Here is a 25,005-nt window from a genome sequence, read left to right as displayed (position 1 = left end):
GGTTAATTGTTACTGGTAGAATTAGGAAACTACAGTAAGTGTGTTTGAGTTGCCCAAAAACTTGAAAAAAGTATTTGACATTGTACGCTAAACAACAATAAACCCGAGAGTACTATTTTCACAGCATTTCCGGGTTTATTATAGAATAGGATAGATCATTTTTCTCCGCTCTTTCAATGTAAATGTTTTACGATGTCCTCTAACCGCGTTAGTCAACCAACATTAAATTTTTTTAAAGTTGAACTTTTTTCGAGAAACTCCCTTATCTCCTCTGCCGGAATTCCTACGTTTAATGCATATGTAATCAAATCGACCCATTCCTTATCTAAATATCCATCATTACTTAACGATTCTGGTACTGACATGAATAATCTTACCCCTTCCAAAATATAGAACTATATCTTGGCAACACAGCCATCATAGCTTAAAAGCCTTAGACCTGGTGCTTTGCGTCCCCTTTTTTCAAAAGGTTTGCCCTTTCAGTAATAAATATCTCCTATATTTAGTTTAATGTGCCATTAATTAGTAGTAAACGAATACAACTTGACAAGGTTCTACATTTTTCTCAACACTCAACATCTCAATCGATACAATTGAACTACAATTTCTACATTTCTAACTCTGGAATCTAAACCATTTTTCATAGATTGGAATAGAGCTTATCACGTATTCTCATTATTCATTTTCAATTAAAAGGTTGCTGCACTAGACATTCTCACCTTTTTCTTTTGTCCAATTTAGACTTGAATGTCGTCATATGTCGTTCAGACTAAATTGTTAAAATAAGTCCTTCCTACCAAAATTTAAAATAAAGGTCTCTATTCTGAATTTTCCACATACAATTTTCCCCTTCTACCTATTACAATTACATGACTTCATCTATATTTACAGGCAGAAGCACATCTAATAAAATGGAAATATAAACCTAATAAAATCACAGAGTCCTTGGGAGAAAGACTAGTTTTCTATAAATGACTGCTTCGATTTTTTGCTTACCAACTACGAAGTTGTCATAGATAGTTAAATGCGATGCCTACATACAGAGATTACCTTCTGTAAACAAATGAATGATTTGAGATATTAAAAGGAGTTGTTACAAGTGATAAAGCAAGTACATTGTCCTATATGTCACACGGTTTTCAATTTGCACGATCGTGTCATCCTAGATACGATGAACACACTATATCACCCTGATTGTTATGATTATTTATTTGAGAAGAAGGACGTTGATACGTTTCAAGCGATGGTTGAGAAATATGACTTTTTTCATGATTTGCTGCCGGCGCATTGAAGAGTTTGGGGTGTGGGTTCTCTTTTTTTGTCTTTTTGGAAGCAGAGGAACCGTCCCTCCGCTTCCGTTTTTTTGCTGCCTTTTGCAAAAAAGGAAGCAAAAGAACCGTCCCCCTGCTTCCTAGCCTTTTACGCCGCCTACGGTTAGGCCGGAGACGAAGTAGCGTTGGAAGAAGATGAATAGGATGACGATCGGGATGATTGTCATGACGGATCCTGCGATGAGGACGTCGTAGTTATTGCCGTATGGTGTTAGAAGTGTTGCGAGTCCGATTGGTAATGTAAACATGTCGTTTGATCTTAGCACGAGCAATGGCCATAAGAAGTTGTTCCAGCTGTTTAGCCCTTGGAGTATCGCCATGGCTGCGAAGGATGGCAGCATTAATGGCATCATAATTTTAAAGAAAATCCCATATTCCGTTGCTCCGTCTATTCTTGCAGCATCCATAAGCTCTTTTGGCAATCCTAACGCATATTGTCTGAAGAAAAATACCGCGATTGGCGCCACGATTAACGGCAGCATGACTGACGTGTAAGTATCAATTAACCCCATACTAATCATTAGCTTATATAGCGGCAGCATGAGGATTTCAAACGGGACCATAATAATAAATAGCACCAAGACGAAGATGAAATTCCGCCCCCTAAAGTCGTACGCAGCTAACGCATAGCCTACCATTGATGAAAAGAACAATGACAGCACGATCGTCAAGCCAGAAATAATCAAGCTATTTCCGTACCATTGCCAGTACTTACTAGCCTCTGTAAAAATATAAACATAGTTATTTAGATTGAGTTCACTTAGATTAAACGTTAAGCTCATCCCATTTCTCATCAATTCTGATGACGGCCGAAATGAAGAGATAATCAAACTGAAAATCGGAAATAAGGCGATAATCGAGACAATTCCAAAGAACACTGTTCCGACCCAAGTTGTAACTTTTTGCTGTTTCATTTACGCATCACCTCTTTTAAAAGCCCCAGTTAATAGTAGCTGAATAAAGCTAACAACGAAGATAATTAACATTAACACAACTCCAACTGCTGCACCGAATCCCATGTCGTTCATTTGAATGCCCTGTTGATAAATATACCCAACAACCGTTAAGCCAATATTTCCCGGTGAACTTGTCTCCCAAAATACAAAGCTCTCCTCGAACATACGGAAGCCGTTAATAATAGAAATCGTCACAACAAAAATCGTAATTGGCTTTAAGAAAGGTAGCGTGACATAGAAGAATTTTTGAAAAACATTCGCTCCATCGATATCAGCAGCCTCGTATAATTCTTTCGGAACATTTTGCAGCGCTGCTAAAAAGTATAAAATATTTACACCCATCCATCGCCAGGTACACAAAATGACCATTAGAAACATCGCTGACCATGAATGATAGCGCCAATCTATTTTATCTAGCCCAAAGAAGCCAACAATTTGATTCGCCACCGCGACATCTGACTCGCCGAACATCATCCGAAAAATTGTACCCGCGACAATAACGGATGTTAATGACGGAATAAATAACGATGCCCGAAATAACGTTTTAAATTTAACCAACCTCGAATTTAAAAAAACGGAAAAGATTATCGGAAAAATCGTTAAAATAAGGACCGTTAATATGACATATATCGTCGTATTTTTTAACGCATCATAAAAAGTTGGGTTGAAAATTCGTTCATAATTACTCCACCCAATGAACTGGCTATTACCAGGTAAAATCCGTTGAAAACTCATGATAAATGCTTGAACAGCAGGATATAAGGTTAATAGTAAAAAAGAGAGAAGAAATGGTGCAACAAAAATATATGGTGCTACTTTTTTAGAATTGACCATTTGCATGAAGCTTTTTCTTTGCCTAGGTACGCTCTTTTCACGGTCTACTGTTGTTTCTGACAAATTGTGCTCCTCCTTACATGCAGATTATATTCAAGGACAGCTATTACACTGCCCTTGAACATGTCATCATTGTTCAGTCGCTTTCATTTTTGCACGAATCGTATCAGCTGCTTCTGTAAGTGCTTCTTCCGGTGATTGTGAGTTTTCTCTAATAACCTTATGCATCACATTTGTTTGCAGCTGTGTAATGACCTCTGTAGTATAAGGTGTTAGTTCCACACCATTTACTTGGTCTTTTATCTCATGTAACATATCCCAAATGTAATCTCCAAAATAATCAAAGTATTTGTTGTCCTCTTGTAATTCCGGAGCATCCCATACATCTGTCCGAACAGGTGTAAATCCTAATAGTTTCCAAAGCTGGATGCTGCCTTCTTCAGATAATTTTGCATATGCTAAAAATTCTTTGGCAAGTTCGACATGCTCAGATTGAGACGTAACCGCTGTTCCTGTACCACCCATTCCAGTCGTTCTTGCATCTGATCCTGGCCAAAGCGGCATTGGTTTCATCACCATTTTTCCTTTAAGGTCTGGCATGTAATCAATGAATCTACCCATATACCACATCGGCATCGTTAACGAAGCTGCACCGCCATCATTCATAAATCCATAGTATTCCTCACTATGATGGAAACCACCTGGTGTTGGTTCTGCAATTTTATGCTTATGTACCATGTCCTGCAAAAATTGCAATGTTTCGACATTTTTCTCATTATCTAAAATTAACTCACCATTCTCATCGAAAAAGGCTGAACCGCTTTGACTGACTAACGGCCAATAGCTCCAATGCTCATCCGTTTCAACCGTTGTCATCGGTTTCCCTGTCGCCTCGACTACTTTTTTCCCAGCCTCAACATAATCATCCCACGTCTCAATTGAATCAATATCGACTCCTGCTTCATCCATAATTTCTTTGTTGTAATAAACAACCGTTGCTCCTAGATGTGTCGGAATCCCATAATGCTTACCATCCTTCGCATATAAATCAAAACGAGTATCAATAATGACATCTTTCAATGGCTCTGTATACTCATTCATAGGTTCAAGCTGCACATCACCTTGCAAAAAGCTTGAAAAACGGCCAACCTCAATGTCAACAATGTCTGGCGCACCATCGCCTGATTGAAGCGAAAGCAGTAAATTATTATGCATCTGCTCGTACGGATACGTTTCCGCTACAAGTTTAATAGGCCGATCCGCATGCTCCTCATTCCATCTCTTGGCAGCATCCTCATAAATCTCCATATGAAGTTCATTAAAAGTCCAAAAAGTTAATTCAGTTGCATTCTCAAGATCCTCACCAACAGTCGTTTTCGCATTCTCATCCGGCGCATTCGGATTATCCTCCCCACCCGAATCCCCACCACCACTACAAGCAGTAAGAACCAACATCAACAAAACACAAAAAACCGCAAACAACCTTCTCTTCATTTCATTTCCCCCCTGGAAGCATGGGGACGGTTCTTTTGCTTCCTTGTCCGACTTGTGATGACGCTTACAGACAGGTGCAAAAATCCCACCCCAATTAAACTAATCCGTACAATACCAACTCACATAACCTGCAATTGGCCGTACGATTACTACATCATATGTATGTACATTTAAATTTAGAAGTGAACAGGAAGCGGGGCGGGAGCAGGGGGACGGTTCTAATATAGGCAATCGGAAGTTTTGCTAAGCGAGTAGAGAATAAATTTTAATATTAACTGAAAATAAGATAAGTAGAAACTATTTATATAACTAATCGCAAAATTTTTGATTGCCTGAGTAAGCAGGAAGTTTTTTTAATCAAGATATTCGACATCCTCAATCAAATTTCCTGCTTCTTCTGCTTCCATTTGTGTTTACTACTTGTTGATAGTTGTGGCGGGTGGGGGATTGTACATTAAATGATGTTTAATCAAAAATTATTTAAAGTTGTTCTCTAAAAAGGTAGCTTGATACGGAATTTGAGTCTCTATTCTAAGGAGGAATACTACTTTTTTTGCAGGAGACGTACTAAATTCAATTAAGGATATGTTTTGTTATTACATAGATTTCTGCCATGAGGTCTGCACATTGGTTGTATGTACTAAGCTCTGATAATACAAGGTAATATTTATCATTTTTATAAGGAAGTAACGTTTTAAGTTACTAACTTAGTCCGTACAATAACCAATCTACGGAGAACATATCTGTAAACAACTGACAATATTGTCCGTATATCATACGAGCTTAATACACAACAAAAACACCTCCGTATGTCATACATGTTCGGAGGTGTGTTCTTATTGTTCTTATGATTTTTTTATCTATCGATTGCTATTATTAGTAGTTCGAAATATTTCAACGCATTCTACTGCTTCAACAGCCGGAATGAGAAATTCACAGTGCAAATTATTGTTAGGAAGCGGAAGAACCGTCCCTCTGCTTCTCCCTCTGCTTCTCAAAGAACTCTCTTATCTCCTTGGCTGACATGCCTGCATTTAGTGCATATGTAATGAGTTCCACCCATTCTTCGTCCAGGAAGATATCTTTCTTTAATGAATCTGACATTGCTTTTGCCCCCTCCAAAATATATAAATATATCTTGGCAGCACAGCCATCATAGCTAAATAGCCTTAGACCTGGAGCTTTGCGTCCCTTTTTTTCAAAAGGTTTGCCTTTTCATATAGGTAGTTTGCACCTAGTTCTATTGTACTGTTTATTCTGTTAACAATAAAGAAAAAACGTTTGACAAATTTCTACACCGTTCCCTATAAAGAACAACCCTTCAGAAAGCAAGGGGAAAGCAAGGGGACGGTTCTTCTGCTTCATTCTATTTTCTTACCACCATGTAAGGAAAATAACTTGTTATATTTTAGGCATTTCTTTACCATGCAAGTGGTAATTGCAAGTTGAATAGTTAAGTTTCCAATGTAATTTATTTAAAAGGCGCATTTCCGCAATCTGTAGTTATAGCTTAAGTTTCAGTAGAATTCAGCCTAAGAGACAAAGTACATACCTATCTCAGAACAAAATATGATTATCCAATATGCACAAGGTGATGGGGTAGCTCCTAAATGTAAATATACATTCAACCACAATATACGTCATTCTACTCTCTCATTCTAAGAAATAATAACCTCAACATATCGGCACATATCGTTAATAGTAAAAAGATTACATAAAGAAACAGAATGAGACATCCCGGTCATCCCAACACTTTTGAGTGTCATTGAGTATTTTTCAACTAATGAATATTCACTATTATGGAAGCAGAAGAACCGTCCCCCCGCTTCCTACTCTCTCTGATAATCGATTCCATATTTTTCTGCGAGGGTTTCCATGTTTTTGTGATAGTCTGATAGTGCATTTAAGTAATCATCAACCATGGCATTTGATTGTTCGATTAGCTTTGCGTCGTTTTTCTCTAGGGCTTCTTTCTCAAGTAAGAGTGCTTTGTAATAGATATCTAATACTCCTAGGATTTCTTCCTTTATTGGATTGAGTTCATCAGTGGTTACTTCAAGAGATTTAGCTTTTTCAATTGCCTTTTCATACTCTGGTAGGACTTCATTTGTCAAAACGGTATGTAATTCCTTATCATTTCTAAAATTTTCACCGGAAACTTTGGCTAGTGCTTCATTTGCCTTTTTTTCATAGCTAGCAATTTCGTTCATATCTTCATTAATAAAGTCTACAATCTCTTTTTGTTTATCTTTGTATGTTAATTCGCTGTTTGAAGTTGAATCTTCCTGTTCCCCAACCGTTATCTTCACTGATGAAGGGAAATGACTGCAACCTACGAGTATGAATACGATTGCGATGGTTAAACTTAATTTTTTCATATTTATTCAATTCCTTTCAGACATTTAATGTGTAAAATCTTACTCATCAAGGATTAAACTGCTATGATTCAAAAGTTGTTTTTTCTGGAAAAATACAGTCTTCTCTAACAAGACAAACTGCCAATCTTTGAGCAGCTCGATTAAAGTAAAACCTAGTAGAAAGATGCTCTGGTAAACTTTCTAACTCTGAAAACTTCCTGGTTACTTTATTTAACTCAATTTTCCCCATAATCTCTTCATTAGGTCCAAATTTGTAAACTACCGTTTCATCATCTTCATATTCCTTTAATAATAAAACATATGAAGCCAATAATTATTCTCCTCTCCTAGTGGATACCAAGGACATTTGAATTCTTCAGTTATAGTTTATGAATCTACAAATCACACTTATTTTCTTCTGCTACTTCAATTGCTATACGTATCTTATCGATGAATGTCTTCCCATCAGTTGTTGAAAAATAATTCTCTAAGTTAGTCACCTTTGAACTTAATTTATTTCCCCATGGAGGTCTTTGTGACAAGTCATTAAAATCCCATATTACTTGTTCTGGAGACATTTTTGATAATTCCTGTTTAATTTCTGTTAAACTTTCCATAACAATTGAAACATCTTCCCCTTTTAATTCTTCACCATATAACGCATTCATCAATAAAGGGTATTTTGAGCCCCCTCCTTCTTTTTCGAAATGATAAGATATAGTTGAAAAGAATGACTGTACAAAATGACCATGACCTAATTCATAGAAAAAACAATCGACTAATATTCCTACCGCCATCTAAATCCACCTCTCATCCATTTTTAAGAATAAATCTGCAACATGTTCATTTTTTGTTTAATTTTCTTAAAAACAACATAGAGATATGTTCGCCCTAAGTTTGTTTAGATAAATAATAATGCTTATCGTTCTGAATATCTTTGCCTTAAACCTGCTATTAACTTTAAGACTTGTTCTCTATTCATAAAATATTAGTAGTCAAAGTCAACTAAATTCAACTCAATGATTTTGGATATTGAATCCTTCTTCTAAATCTCTTCTAGTATCTTCATTATCATTTTATCTTCTCCAATCCAACTGAGCCATATTGGTTGTTTGTTCTAAAACTTATATTTTACTATCCCATTCTCCATTCTCTCGCCTCCCATTTAACTGGTACACCTTCCTTGTACTTTCAATAAAATGTTTATGTAAAAGGTCATTTGGATTCTCCTTATGTTTTTCCTCTTTTGATTGCAAAGGTTATCCAGCAAGTAATTATAGTTCATTTATCACTAAGTTTGTCTTAAATAAAAGAACCTTGAAGGGCACTTCGCCAATCAAGGTTTCCATTAAATCTTAGGTATATTAATCTCTTTGCCTGGAGACTTACTAATTAAAACATCAGGAAGGTCTGGATTATTCTTTTTTAACTTATACTTTTGAATTTTTGTTAATTCAGGGTCAAAGGAAATGTCTTGTGATTTAAAGTCTAAGCTTAATAGTTTATTATAAATCTTTCTCAAAAAAACTTTCCATTCCTCTAATGAAGAACTTGAAATTTCATCTGAACTCTCTAACAAACGATAGCCATCTGCATAATGGAACATTAGTAAACCTGTCCCTAAATCACAAGCCTCATTTTCTAAGATGACTGTTGGTACATCAAACCCACTATTCCAATTATAGTTGGCAGCGAAATAATGAAGTAATAAGGGGTTGTCTATATTTTTTAATTGACTTATTATATAATCTTTATCTGTACTATAAAGCAACCTTGCTAAATAAGTATTCTCTGAGTTTACCTTCATCTATAACAATCTCCATAACTATTTATAGTACTTATTCATAATTAGTAGCAGCTATAAAATCAAAAGCACCATTTGAACTCATTTCATTGTTATATTCAAAGTTATATATTAAAATTACAGCATTATATGATTTCTTTAGATTTATACCCTGGATACTTGGAATTATAATTTCTTCATACGAACAACCTTCTAATAATTGCGAAATATCACTGCAACTATTTATATAGACCGCTTTTTCGATAGTATCTTCATCTATTTCAGCCATATCAATATTAAAGTCGATGTAGAATCGGGAAGGAACAGCCTCACCATCTTCATTATACGTTAAATCAACATACTCACTTATTGCTTCCTCATTGCTGCTATTACCTAACCAAATCGATACCCATCCTTGCTTTTCCATTAGCGTATCCTCCTCTCATCGCAGTCGGTAAATTCAATAGTGGTATTAGTGAAGATTGTCAGGTTTCTGTACACTATTTACCTTCTCATAAAAAGTTGCCCTCTGTACTCTGACAGTCAATCTTTTAACGTTGACCCGTAGTCATTCGTCAAACCTAACAGCATCAACTAATCGACCCTACGTTTAAATAGTAGGTTTCAAAATTCTTCCACCCTTATATATTGGCTTGGAACTTCCCCTATAATCAACTAATCATAATCCCTTTTAGTCCAGGTAATTGCTCTGCACTTCCAAAAATCAGAAGAATCAACATCCTGAAGATTATGACCCAAATCTGTATAGATAGAATTATATTGTATTATTGTGATTCTATGAAATTTATTCTTATATATAATGAACCAAATCATAAGGATAATATGGTACTTCCTTTAACTGCTCATCATCTAATTGGAGGATTTTTGCAATTGCACCACTTTCAAAACTCCAATAGCCACTATAGATATCTTTATTACCTTTATGAGACTCATACCATCCTGTGTCGCTATGCCCTTTATACCAATGCTTTTCTAAATACACTTCTAACATTTCCAAGGCTTCATTTTCTTCTTTTGCATCTATAATGTTTTGTAGATAGCCGTATGGATAAATTATTCGGTGTTCCGAGCATTTACATTCCCAGTCTGAATCGATATATTTTAATAAATAGTCGATTAATCTATCATTGAACTCTTCACTTTTCATTACATGTAATAAATCTTTTAACTGTTCTTTTGAAACGTTTAATAAAACTGCAAGAGAAACTACCTTTAATAGGTTTGAATAACTAGCTTCTTTATACCATATACCGGTAAAGTATTTAACAACCGTAGGAAATAATTCTTCTATTTCTTCAATTGGCGCACCGATAGAATATAATGCATTCAATTTATCGAGATAAAAATTCACTAGTGCTATCTTGCCAGTTCTTACTCCTTTATATTCTGTACCCTTTTCAATAATCAATTGTTTTAATAATTCTTCAAATCTAATTATTCTCTTATTTTGATAGTCTAAGTACCGATTAAAATATCCTCTGTCCTGAAATGTATCTCTCATAACAGTATCTCCTTTAATTTCCTTTTTTCCAGCAGAGTCAAGGGTTAATCCTCCTACATTTCGATTTTCATCTACTTGCACTAGTGAAACTTTGTTTTTTTAGGAGCAAACATCATTGCTTCTAAAATAACATCCGCTACTTCTTTCTTGGAATCCATTACCTTCTCTATTAGGTGCGATAGGTACATACCCAACCGTAACATCATCAATCTTCCTTCCTTCTAACAACCTTACTAACTCGATGGATTGACCACATATTCGACAAATTCAAATGGTGTATCCTCAAAGAATGAATCAGTTACCCTTACTTCACCTATATTGTCAGACTTCGGAACACAGTCAACAATTTCATAATAAGTGCCTCCGAGCACCCTGACAATCAGTCCATTATCATAAACATGGTAATCACCGGTTACAGTTCCTTCGTAATCGTCAATAATTTCGACAACATCAACTATGTGACCTTCTAAACTATCAATTTCCTCTTTGGTAATGGCCTTCCTTGTAAAACCAATTGCTGTTTTCCATTCGCTATATTTGGTTGTTAAAGTATCACTCTAGTAATCGTTATATGTACGTCATAGTTGCGAAAAATTTTAAAAAGTAGGGGAAAGCAAAGGTATAGTATTGGAGACTATGGATGATGGTAGCTGATGATTTTGTGACTACTTTTAAGAGGTAGAATACATTAAATAGGTTATACGTTTTATAGGTATTGTACGTACTATATAATTCGTAAGAACATAATATAGGGCTTACAAGAGTTACTCATATTCTCTGAATAAAAAATGAACTATTCGTCACTGGGTAGCCCCACCCACCAATAAAAAAGAAACCTTGAGTGGCATGGAGCCAACCAAGGTCAATTTTTTCTAATAATATAACTTAGCTATCAATTTCATCATATGCATCACCTAGAGAAATAAAATCATCTTTTAACCAATACCAATACTGACCTTTATTATTTAATAGTCGCTCTAGTAAATCAGTAAAGGATGTGGCTATTATTTGAGACTCGCCTATAAGTCCATGACGGTCAAAAAAACTATCATAGCATTTACCTAACCTGTCTTTATTGAGGTCAATAGTTAAGTATTCATCCGTTCCATCATTACAGATAATATACCAATTAGATGAAATATCTTCTTCGCATAATTCTCCCACAATTATTGGATTAGCTAATATAAACTTTTCAGGAGACACGAAATAGATTGGATAGTCCTCATTTTCAAATAGAACTAAGCCACCACAGAGACTATAAAATTCTTTTAAATCATTAGGTAAAATATGCTTTGTTTCGTCAATAATGGGTAACCCAGTAGGTTCAAAGATACGACAATTTGGTAAAGTTTTTATTTGTGTGAGTAACTGCTTTATCTTTTCCATTAGCTTCACTTCCTAAAATTATATTTATTAAAGGAATTATAATATTCTTGTCTGGCAGATTTGGGAACATTTGCAGCATCAAACATTCTTTCTGTCAGTTCTTGTATTTCTCTTGGCGAGACAGATTGCCAATCAATTTTTCCCCCAACCTTCTTACCTGTTTTTTCATATAACCATTGTCTATAAACAGCTTTTGTAGCATCGTGTTGTTCTTTTGTTAGTGCTAATGTTGGGGTATTCCCACCTCTACTTACATAGTTTGGAACATTATGTTTAGCCCATACATCCATAACACCATGATGATTTTCTAAAGGTGAATTACTAGGTCTATATGGTACTACATCATTAGGTTTAACAGTTTTATCTATACCCTTAGTACCCTTCTTACCAACAAACCCAACCGTAACATCATCAATCTTCTTTCTAACAACCTTACTAACTATCGTCGATGGATTGACCACATATTCGACAAATTCAAATGGTGTATCCTCAAAGAATGAATCCTGCGCCTTTACATTTCCTGAATTTTCAACAGTCGGAACACTGTCCACAATTTCATAATAAGCGCCTCCGTACACCCTGACAATCAGTCCATTATCATAAACATGATAATCACCAGTTACAGTTCCTTCGTAATCGTCAATAATTTCGACAACATCAACTATGTGACCTTCTAAACTATCTAATTCCTCTTTGGTAATGACCTTTCTAGTAAAATCAATTGCCGTTTTCCATTCCGCATATTTGGTCGTTAAAGTATCCTTATGTTTATTCCATCTTAAATAGGTTAGGTGCTGCCATGGCCCCGGATATCTCATTGCTGCATAGTTGCAGGTACGATTGAAGCGACCCCTATTAACTCCTTAATACTCGGTCGGGTGTTCGCTTTAATTTCGCCTATTACATCTTTGTATGTATCGTTGTTTGCTAATTGTCTTGTGGAGAATGACGGTATCGATATTTCCTTAGATTGAAACATGCCTGTTATTTCTGTTAGGTACTTATATTGCAACTGTAAGTCATCGTCAGTACCTGTCTTGTGGAAATCACTTCAATTTCTCTCAAAAATATCATCTAAATTAATATAAATTAAAGTAGAAAACCTTGAAAGACATTTAGCCAGTCAAGGTTTAAGAATTGTATTAAGATTTATCGAATCATATACTAGTCACCTATGTCTACTTTTTCATAATGCTTATCAATTAATTTCACTATATAATCATCTAATTTTTCAATACTATACTTTGACTTTTTAGCTTTCACAAGATATGAGACATTTCACCATAAAGCTACTCTATCAATTCACCCCAAATTTTATGGAAACAAGTGATTTTGTACATTTTTTAAGTTTAATAATATTTACGAATTTTTATAATTTGTTTTGTTGTAAAAATGCTTCTAAAATCCTTTCAATAGGTAAACTAGCCTTTTTTAGTAATTTCTCTACTTTGTCCTTTATTTGCTTATTAGAAGCGATTATTTTTTTATACTCTTCACCATCAAAAGAACGTAAAGAATCTATTGCATATTCAGCCACTTCATCACTCTCATTAAGTAAATCTAATAATAAATTAAATCCATATACTCCGTTATCTTCATCTATACAGTAGGCTAATCTAATTTTATATTTATCATCTTTATCTTTTAATCCTCGAATTAAATTCTCCCAATCAATATTAGTAAACTCACTCAGCAATTCTTGCACATACATAAATTCATCGTCATAAAAATAGTTATCTGAACTATTTTCAGATAATACTGCATCTACTTTTTCGTACATTCACTTTCCTCCTCTATTTGCTAAAACCACCTGGTAATGGAGCATTAATTTGTCCTGTTGGGTAGCCGCTACAACCGTATCACCTATTTTAATAACATCAATTTCTACACCATCTCTGTAGCATCGTTAGAATGGCTATTAATAATGTTTGAAGATTTTGTTTTTTATGAATTGAGTATAATTAGGATAAGTCATTTTGAATTTTTAACAATAGTAGCATTTATAAACAACTTTTATTTCGTTCATTCCAATATATGTGCTTCTGCTACTGAATTTAACTGTCCCGGTTAAGTTTTACTAAGGTACTTTTATACAATTCATATGCATCTAGAGAAGCCGTTATTGATAGAATAAAATTGTTCAAAAAATAAAAGGCCTGTCACTTCGCTACAAAAGTCGGGAAGTGACAGGCATCCTAAATCTAGCTAGCTCACCTAATTGTCCATCTACAAAATATATTCTATATTTCCATCGTGTTCTAATTCATGTGTTTATTCTTTTATCTCCCATACCACCAATATTTAGCGGTTTACCCCTAGCTATATGTTGTGGAGTACTCAGCTAAAAATGGGACTTTTTGCTGAATCAAGTAAAATAGCTAACTAAATCTCACTCTCTCTAATTTTAAAAATTCCTCAAACCTATTTACCATATCTTCTTTTGTAGTTATCCTTTAAAGATTTCCGGAATCTTTTTTTTCCATACTAGCAACAATTTTATAAATTCCTCAGTTTGTATTGAATTTTCAAAAGGCTCTTCAAATCTATATGGATTTTCTACAATTGTTACATCTTTCTTTATAAATACACTCGTAGCGTTCAATTCAATTTCAAAATGGTCATAACTCCCTTCTAAAACTTTCTCGGCGTATTCTATATATTCATCCACTTGTTCTTCTGTTGCAATATTTTCTATAAAGTCGGAGAAAATACTTATCTCATCCGGTAATACTATACTTAAATCTCCAAATGGATCCTCCTTAAATCTATATAAAAATCTCATACTTTCATCTCCTTTTTGGTTACTTCTTGTATAATGGATAGGCTGTAGCTATTGATCCATCTTTATTTAAGTAAATTTCTATTTTAATACCTGAATTAGTAATACCTTTATACTTATTTGGACCAATTTGTTGCTTTGTTTGATAAGCTTCGTCAATAGCTTTTAACACATCAACTCGGTTCCAAGTCTTTGGAAAGAAACTTGAATCTGCTATTTTTTTTACACCTTCTATCTCAACCTTCGCCATATAAACTCCATTTTTATCAGGTCTCTTTTCTGTACCTGGAATAATCTTACCACCCATCATACTCTCATGATGATACCCAACAGCTTTGCCACGTTCCGTGATAAATGTGTTTCATCGTATCAGTTTTATATTTATCTTCTCCCGTAAACTTCTTCCCAACAAACCCAACCGTAACATCAACAATCTTCTTTCTAACAACCTTACTAACTATCGTCGATGGATTGACCACATATTCGACAAATTCAAATGGTGTATCCTCAAAGAATGAATCCTGCGCCTTTACATTCCCTGAATTTTCAACAGTCGGAACACTGTCCACAATTTCATAATAAGCGCCTCCATACACTCTGACAATCAGTCCATTATCATAAACATGGTAGTCACCAGTTACAGCTGCTTCGTGGTCGTCAATAATTTCGACAACATCAACTATGTGACCTGCTAAACTATCAAATTCCTCTTTGGTAATGACCTTTCTTGTAAAATCAATTGCCGTTTTCCATTCCGCATATTTGGTCGTTAAAGTATCCTTATGTTTATTCCATCTTAAATAGGTTAGGTGCTGCCATGGGCCTGGATACCTCATCGAGGCATAGCTTACAGGTACATCTGAAGCAATCGCTATTATGTCTCTTATACTCGGACGGGTGTTCGCTTTAATTTCGCCTATTACATCTTTGTATGTATCGTTGTTTGCTAGTTGTCTTGCGGAGTGCTTTGATGTACTACCTTCATAAGTTATGAATTTCACCAAAGCTTATTCCCATGTTAACCAAAGTTAATATTTCTAACCCAAAAACAAAAACACCTGTTGCCTAAAAGGCAATCAAGTGCTTTATAATTAGCTATATTAAGTTACTCATTACTATTTCTATCTTTAAACCAACGAGCCTGTTTAATTTCGTAAGTTTTTGGCGTGCTACCTGAACAATACTTCATAAGTTTAAAAAGTCATCACGACAAAATATTGTAGCTGAATTTTCTCAACTCTATATATCATCCCCACTAATTAATCTTCGCCATACATTAAATCATCTAACATTTCATTTTGTCGTTGTATTTCTTTATATCTATCAAATCTATTCATCAAGTATTCAACAGATACTTCTTTATTTCTAACTAATTCACCATCAAACAGTCTTATCTTCGCACCAACATTTATCAATTCATTTATTAATTTTTTAAGTTTTGTATCGTCCTCATCATCTTCAAACAGATTACATTCCATTATTGGACTACCATTTCCAATTCTTTTTTTTATCTCAGAAATACCTAAATTTGTACTTTTTCTTATTGTAGGTAAATATTTCATTTGATTTTCATCATGTTCTACCACTAAAAGTATTACCGACATATTTATATCCTCCTTAAAATTCATTATCAACTGAATCATTTAGTGGTTTACCAGGTAGGCTTTTCTTATAGCTACCACCATGCCATCGATACAAATGTTCTCTAAATGTTACAGGATATATAATTTCGCCTTTATTGGCAATTTGTGGATATTTAATTGCGCTATAAGTATGGTGACCAATCATAGTTTTACCTTCATATTTTGGTGCCTTACCATTTATTATGTCTTTTGCTTGTTTCTCCGTCCATACCCTTGTCGCTTCCCCCTTTAACAAGCGTTCTCTTTCTTGTTCCCAGAAGTCATCTACACCGTTATCTCTTCTGCGTTTAAATCTCTTGTTCCACATCAATTGTTGCCATTCTTCTTTTGTGATAGTTCTATTTTTTACCTTTTCGTTCAATTGTTTCATTTTTTTACTACCCATGATTTTATATGGAGTTTCTCTTAGAGTTAAGTCCAAGCCTTTAGCTCTTTCAGCGATAATATCTACTTCATCTTTAATGTTCTTAACTTGGATAGTTTCACCCGTACCCTATGTTGTAATCTTAAAGTAAAAAGCACTTGTTGCCTTTCAGAGTTTGTAACTTTGTCAGGAGGGTCAATTTTCATCCGTACATTTCCATTAGCATCTCTAATATGAACAAAACCGTTATTCTCAGTGTATTTCCAGTTACTTGGTAACCCCTCTAATATATCATTTTTAGTCATGTTAGGAATATTATCGGCATTAATTTTTCCTACAAAATTACCTACACCATTACCTGTACCCTATGTTGTAATCTTAAAAGCTAAAAATAAAAAAATCAGCCATTTTACCACCCTATTAAACTACTTCTTTTTCTTGCACGATCGGCAATTTATAGGCTGTTTTATGTTTCATCATGCCATAAACAATGTTCACAAGCCTTCTCATTATGCACACCAATGCTTGTCCCTTTGTTTTGCCTTCTTTCAGCTTACGTTGGTAATAAGCGTGGAACACTGGGTTTCGTGGCAATTTACTTCCCTTTGCTACTTGCACTTGTTGTACTGCGAGGTTGTAAAATAAAGCGTGTAGCGCCCGATTTCCCTGTTTACTTTTTTGTTCCTTTCCTTTCCCACCAGACCCAAAGTAAACAGGCGCAATCCCCGCAAATCGTGCCAATTTGTTGGCATTTGGAAAACGTCTAACGTCACCAATCTCCGCAATTAAAGCGGAAGCTGTTACGAGGTCAATGCCTGGCATGGAGTCTAGTTGAAAGTTTAGTAAGCTCATTAACTCTTTTAATTCGCCTTCCACATAGTTCATTTCCTTCTTTTTAAACGTGATGTCTCGAACGATGCTTCTTACTAGAAAGTCTCGCGTTTCTTGATGTTCTTTTGTTGTATGTCCATCTTCTTTCACTAGCCTCAGTATTTCATTTGCTTTTTTCACTGAACATGTATTGTTACTGGCTGCTAATAAAAAAGTGGTCAGTTTCTTCACACTTACACCTTCTAAACAAGATGGTGAAGGGTATTGTTTCCAAAATGCTAATGCTGTTTTTCCATCTACTTCAGAGAAAAACTTCTTATAGCTTGGATAATGGTGGCTCAATTGAATGTGCAGTTGGTTCTTTAATGCACCTTGTGCCTTCACCAATGCATTTCTTCTAGTGACCAATTGTTGTATCGACCAAAATAAATCATGTGGTTTAGCGTCAGGCAATTGGCTAAGTTGTCTTACCAATATTCTAGCCACACATTCCGCATCCCAGCTATCACCTTTTTGTACGGTCACATGGCTTTTTCTTTCAGCATAAGAAAGAGCTGGGTTAACCTCTTTTACAACTTGTCCATGGTCCGTTAGATATTGTGCCAGTGCTCGACCGTAACCACCCACATCTTCTAAACCAAATACAGGTGTCAACCCTTCTTCTGTCAGTTTATCAATATCTAGTAAAAATGTTGAGAAAGCGGACGGTTTATTTTCAACCTTTATTTCATCAAGCTTCTCCTGCCAACAATTAATAATCACTGCCACATGCTGATGTTTATGTAAGTCTACACCCACATAAATGTGTTTCTGTTTTTCATGCATGGTTCATCCTCCTATTCAGTTGTCAATGATTGAATGAAAATGCCGGCAACCTTAGTTCGAGCGTTCACCAATTGGTGCGCATTGGTACGAAAGCCTATCCATTTTCATCGCTTCATAAGAACTTATTAGAAAATGAATCCCTTTTTTAAGTAACCTCTTAAATTATTGCTTCATGTTTCCCATTTGCTTGTATTTGTCCGTATGTATAGATCCCTTGATAAAAGCTCTGTCGATCTAATATTCGCTTCACTTGTACTTTCGTAAATGCTTTCCCTTGAGTTGTTTGATAGCCTTCTTTATTCAATGCTTCTGCCAACCTAGACAGTGACCATTTTCTATGTAAGTGTTTCAACTCAAATAACCGTTTCACTACTTCTGCATGCCCGTTATGTATTATTAGTTCTTTTTCACCCTTTTGTTTGGTATAGCCAAATGTCGCCCTTCCTCCTGCATATCCACCTTCCTTTGCCTTTTTATTTCTTCCCTCCGTTAGTTTGAGGGCAATTTCAAGCCGTTGGTATTGGTCTAATAATTCCATTAATCCGTTGACCAAAAAGTCATTTGGGTCTTTCTTGTGGATACTATAAAAAGGTTGTTCAATACTTTTAATATCGCAGCCATATTTCTTCAACTCTCGTTGTATCAACACTTTCACAATATCTGAGCGCCATAATCGACTTGTGTTTAGTACCACCACATACTGTGTTTTGAGCTAACATTTCCTGTAAGCCCACCCTGTCTATTTCTAATGCTTCTTCATTTAGTTTTGCACCGCTAATTCCTTCATCTCTAAAAATATGTATCAAGTTCAAGCCTTGTTCTTCACAATATGCTTTGATTTCATCTTCTTGATATTTCAAGCTATATCCATCTTTGGCTTGCCCTTGAGTCGAGACTCGTATATAACCTACTACATTCAACTTTTCACCCTCCCGTTACATAAATTTTAATTTGTGTAACGCTTTTTAAACGAATAGCGAGTATTATACGACCATCCCTAGTAAAAATACAACCCAATATTTATGAGCCAAAGTAAATAAAAAACACTCTTATAAGTTACCCATTATTTTTCGCCACGAGCATGTACGATCTCGTTAGTTTGTAGCCATTACATATCGTAAGTACCCCTGCCATGTAAAATGTCATCTCGCCTATTTATCGTACTTGTTATCTTATCCTACTTATAAAACCAAACTACATGATGGTACTACCTTCATAAGCTTTCGATTTTCAAGTAAGTCATGTTGTTTTTGTCTCACTCAAAAATCCTCACTTTCTTTATATTCACTAGATTTATGTACCTGTGGCGTTACCATCTTTAGCATTACGAGCTTTTTATTGTCTTTTGATTGTAGGTTTGCAAGTAAATCCCGATAACATGTAAAATGTCAAATCGACCATTTCTCGTACTTTTCTCTTATTATTCCTATATAACATAAACTCCATGATGGTATTACCTTCATGGAGTCTTTATTTTCGAATATTCTAGTAAGAAATTCTTATTCTAAAATTTAGATAGCTTTAATTTCGTAAAATTCCATACCTGTTAATTCATTATTTTCAATTTCTTTTTTAAATATTTCTGAAACAAAAATAGGAATTTCCTGTCTATTTCCTAATTTAAAAATATCACTATTTTCTACTTTACTCTCATAAATTGCATATTTTCGTACATTATATACTGTCCCAACACTTTTAGTCTGTATTTCATGGTAGTCTGATTCTTCTAAACAAAGTGCATCAACCACTTTAAGAATATTAGCAATATAATATCCTTCTAAACTATCTCCACTTTTCAACTCAACAATGTCAACTGGAAAGTACTCAATTTTTGTATTTACGGTTTCCATAATAGTTTTCAATCTTCTAGATACCACAAACCATCCCATATCATTTGCAAGATAGTCTGTAGGCACTTCTCCTTCACTTTTATCATAGTAAAATTTAAAACTTCCATCCCATCTATTAAAAGTCTGCCCAGTTTTAAATTCATATTGTTGAATACCTAAATCATCCTTATAATGACAAACTATATCATTTTCACCTGAAACTTCTATGCTTAACTTATAAAATTTCATCTGTATCCCCTACCTATTTTTTCTTTAACCAATACTCTTTGTAAAGCATATCTGGATTTTCCCTGACTTCTTTCTTTAAACCTTCAAATAGCTCTAAAAATATTTCTTTATTCCCACGCGCAATAGCATCATATTCATTTATTCTGTCTAACACATATTCATGGTATGCGTTCGGATGTCTACCTTGATGGGGCAATAATTCTTTATTCCAAGCGTCATCTAATTCCAAGCCATACTTTTTAGTCACATTTTCTAACTGGTGAGTATACGTTTTACTTTTATTTGTCGCATAGTGATGAACTTGTTTTGGTTTTTCCTTTTTAGGATTACCCGTACCCTTAGCACCCTTCTTCCCAACAAACCCAACCGTAACATCATCAATCTTCTTTCTGAAAACCTTACTAACTATCGTCGATGGATTGACCACATATTCGACAATTTCAAATGGTGTATCCTCAAAGAATGAATCCAGCGCCTTTCCGTTAGTTGGCTTTTTAACAGTCGGAACACTGTCCACAATTTCATAATAAGCGCCTGCAAACACCCTGACAATCAGTCCATTATCATAAACATGGTAGTCACCAGTTACACCTTCTTCGTGACCTTCAATAATTTCGATAACATCAACTATGTGACCTGCTAAACTATCAAATTCCTCTTTGGTAATGACCTTTTTGGTAAAATCACTTGCCGTTTTCCATTCCGCATATTTGGTTGTTATAGTATCTTTATGTTTATTCCATCTTAAATAGGTTAGGTGCTGCCATGGGCCTGGGTATCTCATGGAGGCATAGCTTAAAGGTACATCTGAAGCAAATCCAATTAGGTCCCTTATACTCGGACGGGTGTTCGCTTTAATTTCGCCTATTACGTCTTTGTATGTATCGTTGTTTGCTAGCTGTCTTACGGAGTGCTTTGATGTAATACCTTCATGGGTTATGAATTTCACCAAAGCTTATTCCCATGTTAACCAAAGTTTATATTTCTAACCAAAAACAAAAACACCTGTTGCCTAATAAGACAAACAAGTGCTTAAGTACTAAATCTTAAAACATTTTCAATCCCCAATTATCTATGCTATGGTCTCTTTCCAGATTAACATTAACTCTAGAAATTCATTAGTTTCTATAATACTTTCAAAAGGCTCATCAACCCGGTAATGATGCTCAGCAATTGTCATGTTTTTCTTAATATTAATACTTGTAGCATTCAACGTGATTTCAAAGTCTTGATATTCTCCTGTTAAAACCTTCTTGACGTATCCAATATAATCTTCTGCTTCTTCTTTTGTTGAAATATCCTCAAAAGCGTCCGAGAAAACAGTTAATTTTTCAGGTAGTATAATTCTTGTGATACCAAATGGGTCTTTCTTAAATTCATATGAATATCTCATCTTGTTTATCACCTTCTATGCTATTATATAAAGGATTGGCAGTGGCTATTGAACCATCGTTATTTAGAAACATTTCTATTTTAACTACTATAAAAGTTATCCATATTTTCTTTCAAACTGCTGATGCAGTTTTTATCACCATCACCAATGATATAAAGAAGTTACTTTACAACACACTCAGGAGTAAAATTTACAAACACATAGTCTTTACCATCATCCATCATTCTTTTTAATTCTCGCCCTAGTGAATAATTGGAACTTGGTTCTGTTTGCAATACACAAATGATATTTCCACTTTCTCCTTTTGCAAGACATGTTAATTGTAAGTAGTCAGTATTATCATATATATAAGAAGAAACCTTAAAAGGCATATGGCCAATCAAGGTTTAATAATTCAACTCGCTATTCTAGTTTTTTATTTACAATCCCTTACTTCAACAAACCAACGAAATCTTTAAAGCTATCCGCAATATGAAAAATAGCCTCATGTCTATCTTCATACGCTAAATCATAGCTAAAATATACAATAGAGGGCTCATAGTTCCTTCCTTTATTGTAATAAAAACAGATATAATCATCATATTCTGTAATAGCAAAAGGAATTAAATCATCTAAGAGCATATTCTTATCTTTACCGTATACATTTATTAGATAATTTTCGTCCTCTTCATTTTCTAAGGAACAATAATCTCTGATTCCCACGATTTCTTTATCATCAGGTAGAAACAGCTGGTTACAATTATTCAGTTTCTTGTTTTGATAATTATTTACATATTCAACTGGAAGTTTTATATTTAAATGCTCTTCAACTCTTTTATACATACTTTCAGAACCTCCGATTATTTTAGTCTAAAATAAGGAAACTGCGAATGTCTACTAGGATTATTAAGATTTATAAATACTCGGTGTTGTCCCGTTGGGGATTCAAGGGTACTGATATTAAAATCATATTTCTTTTTATATGCTATTGTATTCCTAATATCATCGTAATCAACACTATCAGGATTAAGCATAGTATCTCTTCTTAATTCAGATACATTTATATCCTTACCATATTGTGTTTTCTTTGGAGTTGAAACTGTATTTGGATTATACATATGCTTTTGCGAATGACCTGATATAAAGTCATTAGCATTTGAACCACCATTCTTCTTAACAAAATTACCCGCACCCTTAGCACCCTTCTTCCCAACAAACCCAACCGTAACATCATCAATCTTCCTTCTAACAACCTTACTAACTATCGTCGATGGATTGACCACATATTCGACAAATTCAAATGAAGTATCCTCGAAGAATGAACCCAGTACCTTTGCCCCACCGATATTGTCAGACTTCGGAACACTGTCCACAATTTCATAATAAGCGCCTCCGTACACCCTGACAATCAGTCCATTATCATAAACATGGTAATCACCGGTTACAGTTCCTTCGTAATCGTCAATAATTTCGACAACATAAACAATTCGTCCTTCTAAACTATCAAATTCCTCTTTGGTAATGACCTTTCTTGTAAAACCAATTGCCGTTTTCCATTCCGCATATTTGGTTGTTAAAGTATTCTTGTGTTTATTCCACCTTAAATAGGTTAGGTGTTGCCATGGCCCCGGATATCTCATTGCTGCATAGCTTGCAGGTATGATTGAAGCGACCCCTATTAACTCCTTAATACTCGGACGGGTGTTCGCTTTAATTTCGCCTATTACGTCTTTGTATGTATCGTTGTTTGCTAGTTGTCTTGCGGAGATGACGGTATCGATATTTACTTAGATTGAAACATGCCCGTTATTTCTGCCAGATACTTTTTTAACAGGTGTAAATCATTATCAGTATCTGGTTAGATTAGATACAGTTTGTAAAGTGTTAGACATCGACATTCAGGAGTTATTCGAGGTGGAGTAGTCATCTCGTTAAAGTAATCGTTCTGTTGTACGTAAAAGTTGCGAAAAAAAATTTAAAAGGCAGGGAGAAAGCAAAGGTATGGCTTTTGAAGAATAGAAATGGTAGTATCTGATGATATTATGATTATTTACTTAACATAATAAAGAGTAGATAGAGCTTACATTTTTAAGGGTGTTGTACGTACTAAAGAATTTGTTAAAACATCATATAGTGTTTAAAAGCGTTATCTCTATTCTGTAATTAATTAGTAGTTCATTCGACACTAGGTAGCCCACAAAAAAGGAAAACCTTGAAAGGCGTATTGCCACTCAAGGTTTTTATACTCTATAAATATAATCAATACTGTCTATCTATAAATCATCTCCACCTCCAGTTAATTTCCCTATCAGGATAAACTGCAGGTATGTATATACCCTTTCTCCTATTTTCATCATCAATAATATACCAATTGCTATCATCTAACCATTCTTCGTTATAATTAGTTTCTTCAAAATCATTTTCCTCATCAACAATCGCTAGAAAAAAATCGTTGAATTTGTCTATATTTTTTGAAGGTGTAATCTCAGCATTAATCCACATACCATCAACATTAATATTACGTATATCTCCTAAAAACTCGTTTAGAAAGTATAATTTCAAAATTCTCACTCCTTAGACGAAACCTTTATATATTGGCTAGGAACTTCCCCTTTAATCAAATACACATTATCCCTTTTAGTCCAGTTAATTGCTCTATTCTTCCAAAAGTCAGAAGAAATAACATCTCTTTCAATTATCTTTTGAATTTGTTTTGGAGAAAGTATAACAACATCTTTTACCTTGCCAGACTGTATATCTTTCCTTAAGGCTGATATATCTAGTTCAATTGAATTTTCTCCATAATTTCCAATCACATTTTTGTTATTTGTAAAACTAGTATAAGGGCTATCCTGTTTATTCGGGCGGATGTCTATTTTAAATACTACAATTACATGTTGGATTGTATCGTTGTTTTCTATTTTCCTTATGGAGTTGTTTCAATTTTATTTATCAAAAATATTACTTTAATTAATTAAAGTAAAGTAAAAACCTTGAAAGGCTTCTAGCCAATCAAGGCTCTCATATTTTTCCTTATGATAGTCCCCAAACACTTAACTCATAAAAATATTCTGTTCGTTCAATACACAATCCAAAATTAAAATCCTCTGCAACTAAAATAAAATCTCCATATCCAACTGAAAACTTTGTTAACTCAATAATTTCATTTAAGTGACTAAATACTTCATTAACATTAACCAATACTGCTTCTATTTCATTTTCTCTAAAAAACAATAGTCTTCCTTGTTTTGGTATTACTTCGATATTATCAATAGTATCATTTAACAATTGTATTGATTTTTGAATATGTTCTTTATAGCTATCTCCTTGCAATTGAATCTTATTTTCCTTTGTGTGTAAACAGTCACTTTGTACCCTCACAATTACCGCAAACATTTCCAAATTCCTCCGGAATTCAATATATACTTCTCTGAAATAATGTGTTAAATT

At 34.5% G+C, this 25,005-nt stretch carries 30 protein-coding genes, 2 pseudogenes and 2 riboswitches; of the genes and pseudogenes, 1 reads left to right on the top strand and 31 read right to left on the bottom strand.

From position 1 onward, the window contains the following. Positions 1-212 precede the first annotated feature (212 nt). Complete coding sequence (locus tag J2S19_RS22440) at positions 213-365, bottom strand: anti-repressor SinI family protein (RefSeq protein WP_307346764.1); 153 nt, start codon at positions 363-365, stop codon at positions 213-215. Positions 366-401: 36 nt separating this feature from the next. Further along, a riboswitch (cyclic di-GMP riboswitch) is annotated at positions 402-486 on the bottom strand. A gap of 613 nt (positions 487-1,099) precedes the next feature. Here J2S19_RS22440 and J2S19_RS22435 point away from each other — a divergent pair. Beyond that, positions 1,100-1,291 (top strand): hypothetical protein, encoded by a 192-nt coding sequence (locus J2S19_RS22435; RefSeq protein WP_307346761.1) that lies wholly within the window; start codon positions 1,100-1,102, stop codon positions 1,289-1,291. A gap of 120 nt (positions 1,292-1,411) precedes the next feature. Here J2S19_RS22435 and J2S19_RS22430 read toward each other — a convergent pair whose 3' ends face one another. From J2S19_RS22430 to J2S19_RS22290, 30 genes and pseudogenes are all read right to left on the bottom strand, one after another. Beyond that, on the bottom strand, positions 1,412-2,245 hold the full coding sequence (locus J2S19_RS22430) for a carbohydrate ABC transporter permease (RefSeq protein ID WP_307346758.1): 834 nt from the start codon (positions 2,243-2,245) through the stop codon (positions 1,412-1,414). After that, the gene (locus J2S19_RS22425; protein WP_307346767.1) at positions 2,246-3,127 is read right to left on the bottom strand and encodes a carbohydrate ABC transporter permease; all 882 of its coding nucleotides are present in this window, start codon (positions 3,125-3,127) and stop codon (positions 2,246-2,248) included. A gap of 123 nt (positions 3,128-3,250) precedes the next feature. After that, positions 3,251-4,615: an ABC transporter substrate-binding protein gene (locus J2S19_RS22420; protein ID WP_307346756.1), complete on the bottom strand. Its 1,365-nt coding sequence runs from the start codon at positions 4,613-4,615 to the stop codon at positions 3,251-3,253. 951 nt (positions 4,616-5,566) lie between these two features. Continuing rightward, the gene (locus tag J2S19_RS22415; RefSeq protein ID WP_307346753.1) at positions 5,567-5,719 is read right to left on the bottom strand and encodes an anti-repressor SinI family protein; all 153 of its coding nucleotides are present in this window, start codon (positions 5,717-5,719) and stop codon (positions 5,567-5,569) included. Positions 5,720-5,752: 33 nt separating this feature from the next. Continuing rightward, positions 5,753-5,837: riboswitch (cyclic di-GMP riboswitch) on the bottom strand. A gap of 607 nt (positions 5,838-6,444) precedes the next feature. Next, positions 6,445-6,993, bottom strand: a complete 549-nt coding sequence (locus J2S19_RS22410) for a hypothetical protein (protein WP_307346750.1) — start codon at positions 6,991-6,993, stop codon at positions 6,445-6,447. 61 nt (positions 6,994-7,054) lie between these two features. Further along, complete coding sequence (locus J2S19_RS22405; RefSeq protein ID WP_307346746.1) at positions 7,055-7,303, bottom strand: hypothetical protein; 249 nt, start codon at positions 7,301-7,303, stop codon at positions 7,055-7,057. A gap of 64 nt (positions 7,304-7,367) precedes the next feature. Continuing rightward, on the bottom strand, positions 7,368-7,769 hold the full coding sequence (locus tag J2S19_RS22400) for an immunity 70 family protein (protein WP_307346744.1): 402 nt from the start codon (positions 7,767-7,769) through the stop codon (positions 7,368-7,370). Between the two features lie 551 nt (positions 7,770-8,320). Continuing rightward, the gene (locus J2S19_RS22395; protein WP_307346742.1) at positions 8,321-8,779 is read right to left on the bottom strand and encodes a DUF4274 domain-containing protein; all 459 of its coding nucleotides are present in this window, start codon (positions 8,777-8,779) and stop codon (positions 8,321-8,323) included. A 31-nt stretch (positions 8,780-8,810) separates the two neighbouring features. Continuing rightward, the gene (locus J2S19_RS22390; protein ID WP_307346738.1) at positions 8,811-9,182 is read right to left on the bottom strand and encodes an immunity 22 family protein; all 372 of its coding nucleotides are present in this window, start codon (positions 9,180-9,182) and stop codon (positions 8,811-8,813) included. Positions 9,183-9,566: 384 nt separating this feature from the next. Then, the gene (locus J2S19_RS22385) at positions 9,567-10,277 is read right to left on the bottom strand and encodes a PoNe immunity protein domain-containing protein (RefSeq protein WP_307346736.1); all 711 of its coding nucleotides are present in this window, start codon (positions 10,275-10,277) and stop codon (positions 9,567-9,569) included. Positions 10,278-10,357: 80 nt separating this feature from the next. After that, positions 10,358-10,483, bottom strand: coding sequence for a hypothetical protein (locus J2S19_RS22380; RefSeq protein ID WP_307346734.1), 126 nt, complete (start codon positions 10,481-10,483; stop codon positions 10,358-10,360). 679 nt (positions 10,484-11,162) lie between these two features. Next, positions 11,163-11,663, bottom strand: a complete 501-nt coding sequence (locus J2S19_RS22375; RefSeq protein WP_010170169.1) for an SMI1/KNR4 family protein — start codon at positions 11,661-11,663, stop codon at positions 11,163-11,165. A gap of 5 nt (positions 11,664-11,668) precedes the next feature. Continuing rightward, positions 11,669-12,037, bottom strand: a pseudogene (locus J2S19_RS22370) (sugar-binding protein); the annotation flags it as partial. A gap of 440 nt (positions 12,038-12,477) precedes the next feature. Next, a complete protein-coding gene (locus J2S19_RS22365) occupies positions 12,478-12,675 on the bottom strand; it encodes a hypothetical protein (RefSeq protein WP_307346730.1) in 198 nt (65 codons plus the stop codon). 357 nt (positions 12,676-13,032) lie between these two features. Further along, positions 13,033-13,443 (bottom strand): hypothetical protein, encoded by a 411-nt coding sequence (locus tag J2S19_RS22360; RefSeq protein ID WP_307346727.1) that lies wholly within the window; start codon positions 13,441-13,443, stop codon positions 13,033-13,035. A gap of 666 nt (positions 13,444-14,109) precedes the next feature. Then, positions 14,110-14,445 carry a tRNA-Val4 gene (locus J2S19_RS22355; protein ID WP_307346724.1) on the bottom strand — a complete coding sequence of 112 codons (336 nt, stop codon included), beginning with the start codon at positions 14,443-14,445 and terminating at the stop codon, positions 14,110-14,112. Between the two features lie 19 nt (positions 14,446-14,464). Next, positions 14,465-14,749 (bottom strand): EndoU domain-containing protein, encoded by a 285-nt coding sequence (locus J2S19_RS22350; protein ID WP_307346721.1) that lies wholly within the window; start codon positions 14,747-14,749, stop codon positions 14,465-14,467. A 7-nt stretch (positions 14,750-14,756) separates the two neighbouring features. After that, positions 14,757-15,443 (bottom strand): hypothetical protein, encoded by a 687-nt coding sequence (locus J2S19_RS22345; protein ID WP_307346719.1) that lies wholly within the window; start codon positions 15,441-15,443, stop codon positions 14,757-14,759. Between the two features lie 258 nt (positions 15,444-15,701). After that, positions 15,702-16,046, bottom strand: coding sequence for a hypothetical protein (locus J2S19_RS22340; RefSeq protein WP_307346716.1), 345 nt, complete (start codon positions 16,044-16,046; stop codon positions 15,702-15,704). 13 nt (positions 16,047-16,059) lie between these two features. Continuing rightward, positions 16,060-16,455: a hypothetical protein gene (locus J2S19_RS22335; protein ID WP_307346713.1), complete on the bottom strand. Its 396-nt coding sequence runs from the start codon at positions 16,453-16,455 to the stop codon at positions 16,060-16,062. A 77-nt stretch (positions 16,456-16,532) separates the two neighbouring features. Beyond that, entirely contained in the window at positions 16,533-16,754 is a 222-nt protein-coding gene (locus tag J2S19_RS23855; RefSeq protein WP_503128650.1) for a hypothetical protein, read from the bottom strand. Positions 16,755-16,869: 115 nt separating this feature from the next. Next, on the bottom strand, positions 16,870-18,105 hold the full coding sequence (locus J2S19_RS22330; protein ID WP_307346710.1) for an IS110 family RNA-guided transposase: 1,236 nt from the start codon (positions 18,103-18,105) through the stop codon (positions 16,870-16,872). A 157-nt stretch (positions 18,106-18,262) separates the two neighbouring features. After that, positions 18,263-19,025, bottom strand: a pseudogene (locus J2S19_RS22325) (recombinase family protein). A gap of 591 nt (positions 19,026-19,616) precedes the next feature. After that, a complete protein-coding gene (locus tag J2S19_RS22320) occupies positions 19,617-20,183 on the bottom strand; it encodes an imm11 family protein (RefSeq protein WP_307346707.1) in 567 nt (188 codons plus the stop codon). Between the two features lie 13 nt (positions 20,184-20,196). Further along, positions 20,197-21,132 (bottom strand): AHH domain-containing protein, encoded by a 936-nt coding sequence (locus J2S19_RS22315; RefSeq protein WP_307346704.1) that lies wholly within the window; start codon positions 21,130-21,132, stop codon positions 20,197-20,199. Positions 21,133-21,255: 123 nt separating this feature from the next. Further along, positions 21,256-21,576 carry a tRNA-Val4 gene (locus J2S19_RS22310; protein ID WP_307346701.1) on the bottom strand — a complete coding sequence of 107 codons (321 nt, stop codon included), beginning with the start codon at positions 21,574-21,576 and terminating at the stop codon, positions 21,256-21,258. A 429-nt stretch (positions 21,577-22,005) separates the two neighbouring features. After that, positions 22,006-22,398, bottom strand: a complete 393-nt coding sequence (locus J2S19_RS22305; RefSeq protein ID WP_307346699.1) for an SMI1/KNR4 family protein — start codon at positions 22,396-22,398, stop codon at positions 22,006-22,008. 17 nt (positions 22,399-22,415) lie between these two features. Beyond that, positions 22,416-23,195, bottom strand: coding sequence for a hypothetical protein (locus J2S19_RS22300; RefSeq protein WP_307346696.1), 780 nt, complete (start codon positions 23,193-23,195; stop codon positions 22,416-22,418). 640 nt (positions 23,196-23,835) lie between these two features. Beyond that, the gene (locus J2S19_RS22295; protein ID WP_307346693.1) at positions 23,836-24,126 is read right to left on the bottom strand and encodes a hypothetical protein; all 291 of its coding nucleotides are present in this window, start codon (positions 24,124-24,126) and stop codon (positions 23,836-23,838) included. Positions 24,127-24,588: 462 nt separating this feature from the next. Continuing rightward, positions 24,589-25,005, bottom strand: a 417-nt coding sequence (locus J2S19_RS22290) for a YxiF family protein (protein WP_307346690.1), incomplete at its 5' end; no start/stop codon positions are given.

It is taken from the genome of Metabacillus malikii (assembly GCF_030813355.1).
GTDB classification, from domain to species: domain Bacteria; phylum Bacillota; class Bacilli; order Bacillales; family Bacillaceae; genus Metabacillus; species Metabacillus malikii.
The sequence above is the reverse complement of the archived record's forward strand: the minus strand, read 5'-3'. Positions and strand labels throughout refer to the sequence as shown.

What these genes read in the sequence shown, in the direction of transcription:
- J2S19_RS22440 (WP_307346764.1), bottom strand. Translation starts at nt 365, where the DNA reads ATGTCAGTACCAGAATCGTTAAGTAATGATGGATATTTAGATAAGGAA.
- J2S19_RS22430 (WP_307346758.1), bottom strand. Translation starts at nt 2,245, where the DNA reads ATGAAACAGCAAAAAGTTACAACTTGGGTCGGAACAGTGTTCTTTGGA.
- J2S19_RS22425 (WP_307346767.1), bottom strand. Translation starts at nt 3,127, where the DNA reads ATGCAAATGGTCAATTCTAAAAAAGTAGCACCATATATTTTTGTTGCA.
- J2S19_RS22420 (WP_307346756.1), bottom strand. Translation starts at nt 4,615, where the DNA reads ATGAAGAGAAGGTTGTTTGCGGTTTTTTGTGTTTTGTTGATGTTGGTT.
- J2S19_RS22415 (WP_307346753.1), bottom strand. Translation starts at nt 5,719, where the DNA reads ATGTCAGATTCATTAAAGAAAGATATCTTCCTGGACGAAGAATGGGTG.
- J2S19_RS22410 (WP_307346750.1), bottom strand. Translation starts at nt 6,993, where the DNA reads ATGAAAAAATTAAGTTTAACCATCGCAATCGTATTCATACTCGTAGGT.
- J2S19_RS22400 (WP_307346744.1), bottom strand. Translation starts at nt 7,769, where the DNA reads ATGGCGGTAGGAATATTAGTCGATTGTTTTTTCTATGAATTAGGTCAT.
- J2S19_RS22395 (WP_307346742.1), bottom strand. Translation starts at nt 8,779, where the DNA reads ATGAAGGTAAACTCAGAGAATACTTATTTAGCAAGGTTGCTTTATAGT.
- J2S19_RS22390 (WP_307346738.1), bottom strand. Translation starts at nt 9,182, where the DNA reads ATGGAAAAGCAAGGATGGGTATCGATTTGGTTAGGTAATAGCAGCAAT.
- J2S19_RS22385 (WP_307346736.1), bottom strand. Translation starts at nt 10,277, where the DNA reads ATGAGAGATACATTTCAGGACAGAGGATATTTTAATCGGTACTTAGAC.
- J2S19_RS22380 (WP_307346734.1), bottom strand. Translation starts at nt 10,483, where the DNA reads ATGATGTTACGGTTGGGTATGTACCTATCGCACCTAATAGAGAAGGTA.
- J2S19_RS22375 (WP_010170169.1), bottom strand. Translation starts at nt 11,663, where the DNA reads ATGGAAAAGATAAAGCAGTTACTCACACAAATAAAAACTTTACCAAAT.
- J2S19_RS22360 (WP_307346727.1), bottom strand. Translation starts at nt 13,443, where the DNA reads ATGTACGAAAAAGTAGATGCAGTATTATCTGAAAATAGTTCAGATAAC.
- J2S19_RS22355 (WP_307346724.1), bottom strand. Translation starts at nt 14,445, where the DNA reads ATGAGATTTTTATATAGATTTAAGGAGGATCCATTTGGAGATTTAAGT.
- J2S19_RS22350 (WP_307346721.1), bottom strand. Translation starts at nt 14,749, where the DNA reads ATGGGTGGTAAGATTATTCCAGGTACAGAAAAGAGACCTGATAAAAAT.
- J2S19_RS22340 (WP_307346716.1), bottom strand. Translation starts at nt 16,046, where the DNA reads ATGTCGGTAATACTTTTAGTGGTAGAACATGATGAAAATCAAATGAAA.
- J2S19_RS22335 (WP_307346713.1), bottom strand. Translation starts at nt 16,455, where the DNA reads ATGAAACAATTGAACGAAAAGGTAAAAAATAGAACTATCACAAAAGAA.
- J2S19_RS23855 (WP_503128650.1), bottom strand. Translation starts at nt 16,754, where the DNA reads ATGACTAAAAATGATATATTAGAGGGGTTACCAAGTAACTGGAAATAC.
- J2S19_RS22330 (WP_307346710.1), bottom strand. Translation starts at nt 18,105, where the DNA reads ATGCATGAAAAACAGAAACACATTTATGTGGGTGTAGACTTACATAAA.
- J2S19_RS22320 (WP_307346707.1), bottom strand. Translation starts at nt 20,183, where the DNA reads ATGAAATTTTATAAGTTAAGCATAGAAGTTTCAGGTGAAAATGATATA.
- J2S19_RS22310 (WP_307346701.1), bottom strand. Translation starts at nt 21,576, where the DNA reads ATGAGATATTCATATGAATTTAAGAAAGACCCATTTGGTATCACAAGA.
- J2S19_RS22305 (WP_307346699.1), bottom strand. Translation starts at nt 22,398, where the DNA reads ATGTATAAAAGAGTTGAAGAGCATTTAAATATAAAACTTCCAGTTGAA.
- J2S19_RS22300 (WP_307346696.1), bottom strand. Translation starts at nt 23,195, where the DNA reads ATGAGATATCCGGGGCCATGGCAACACCTAACCTATTTAAGGTGGAAT.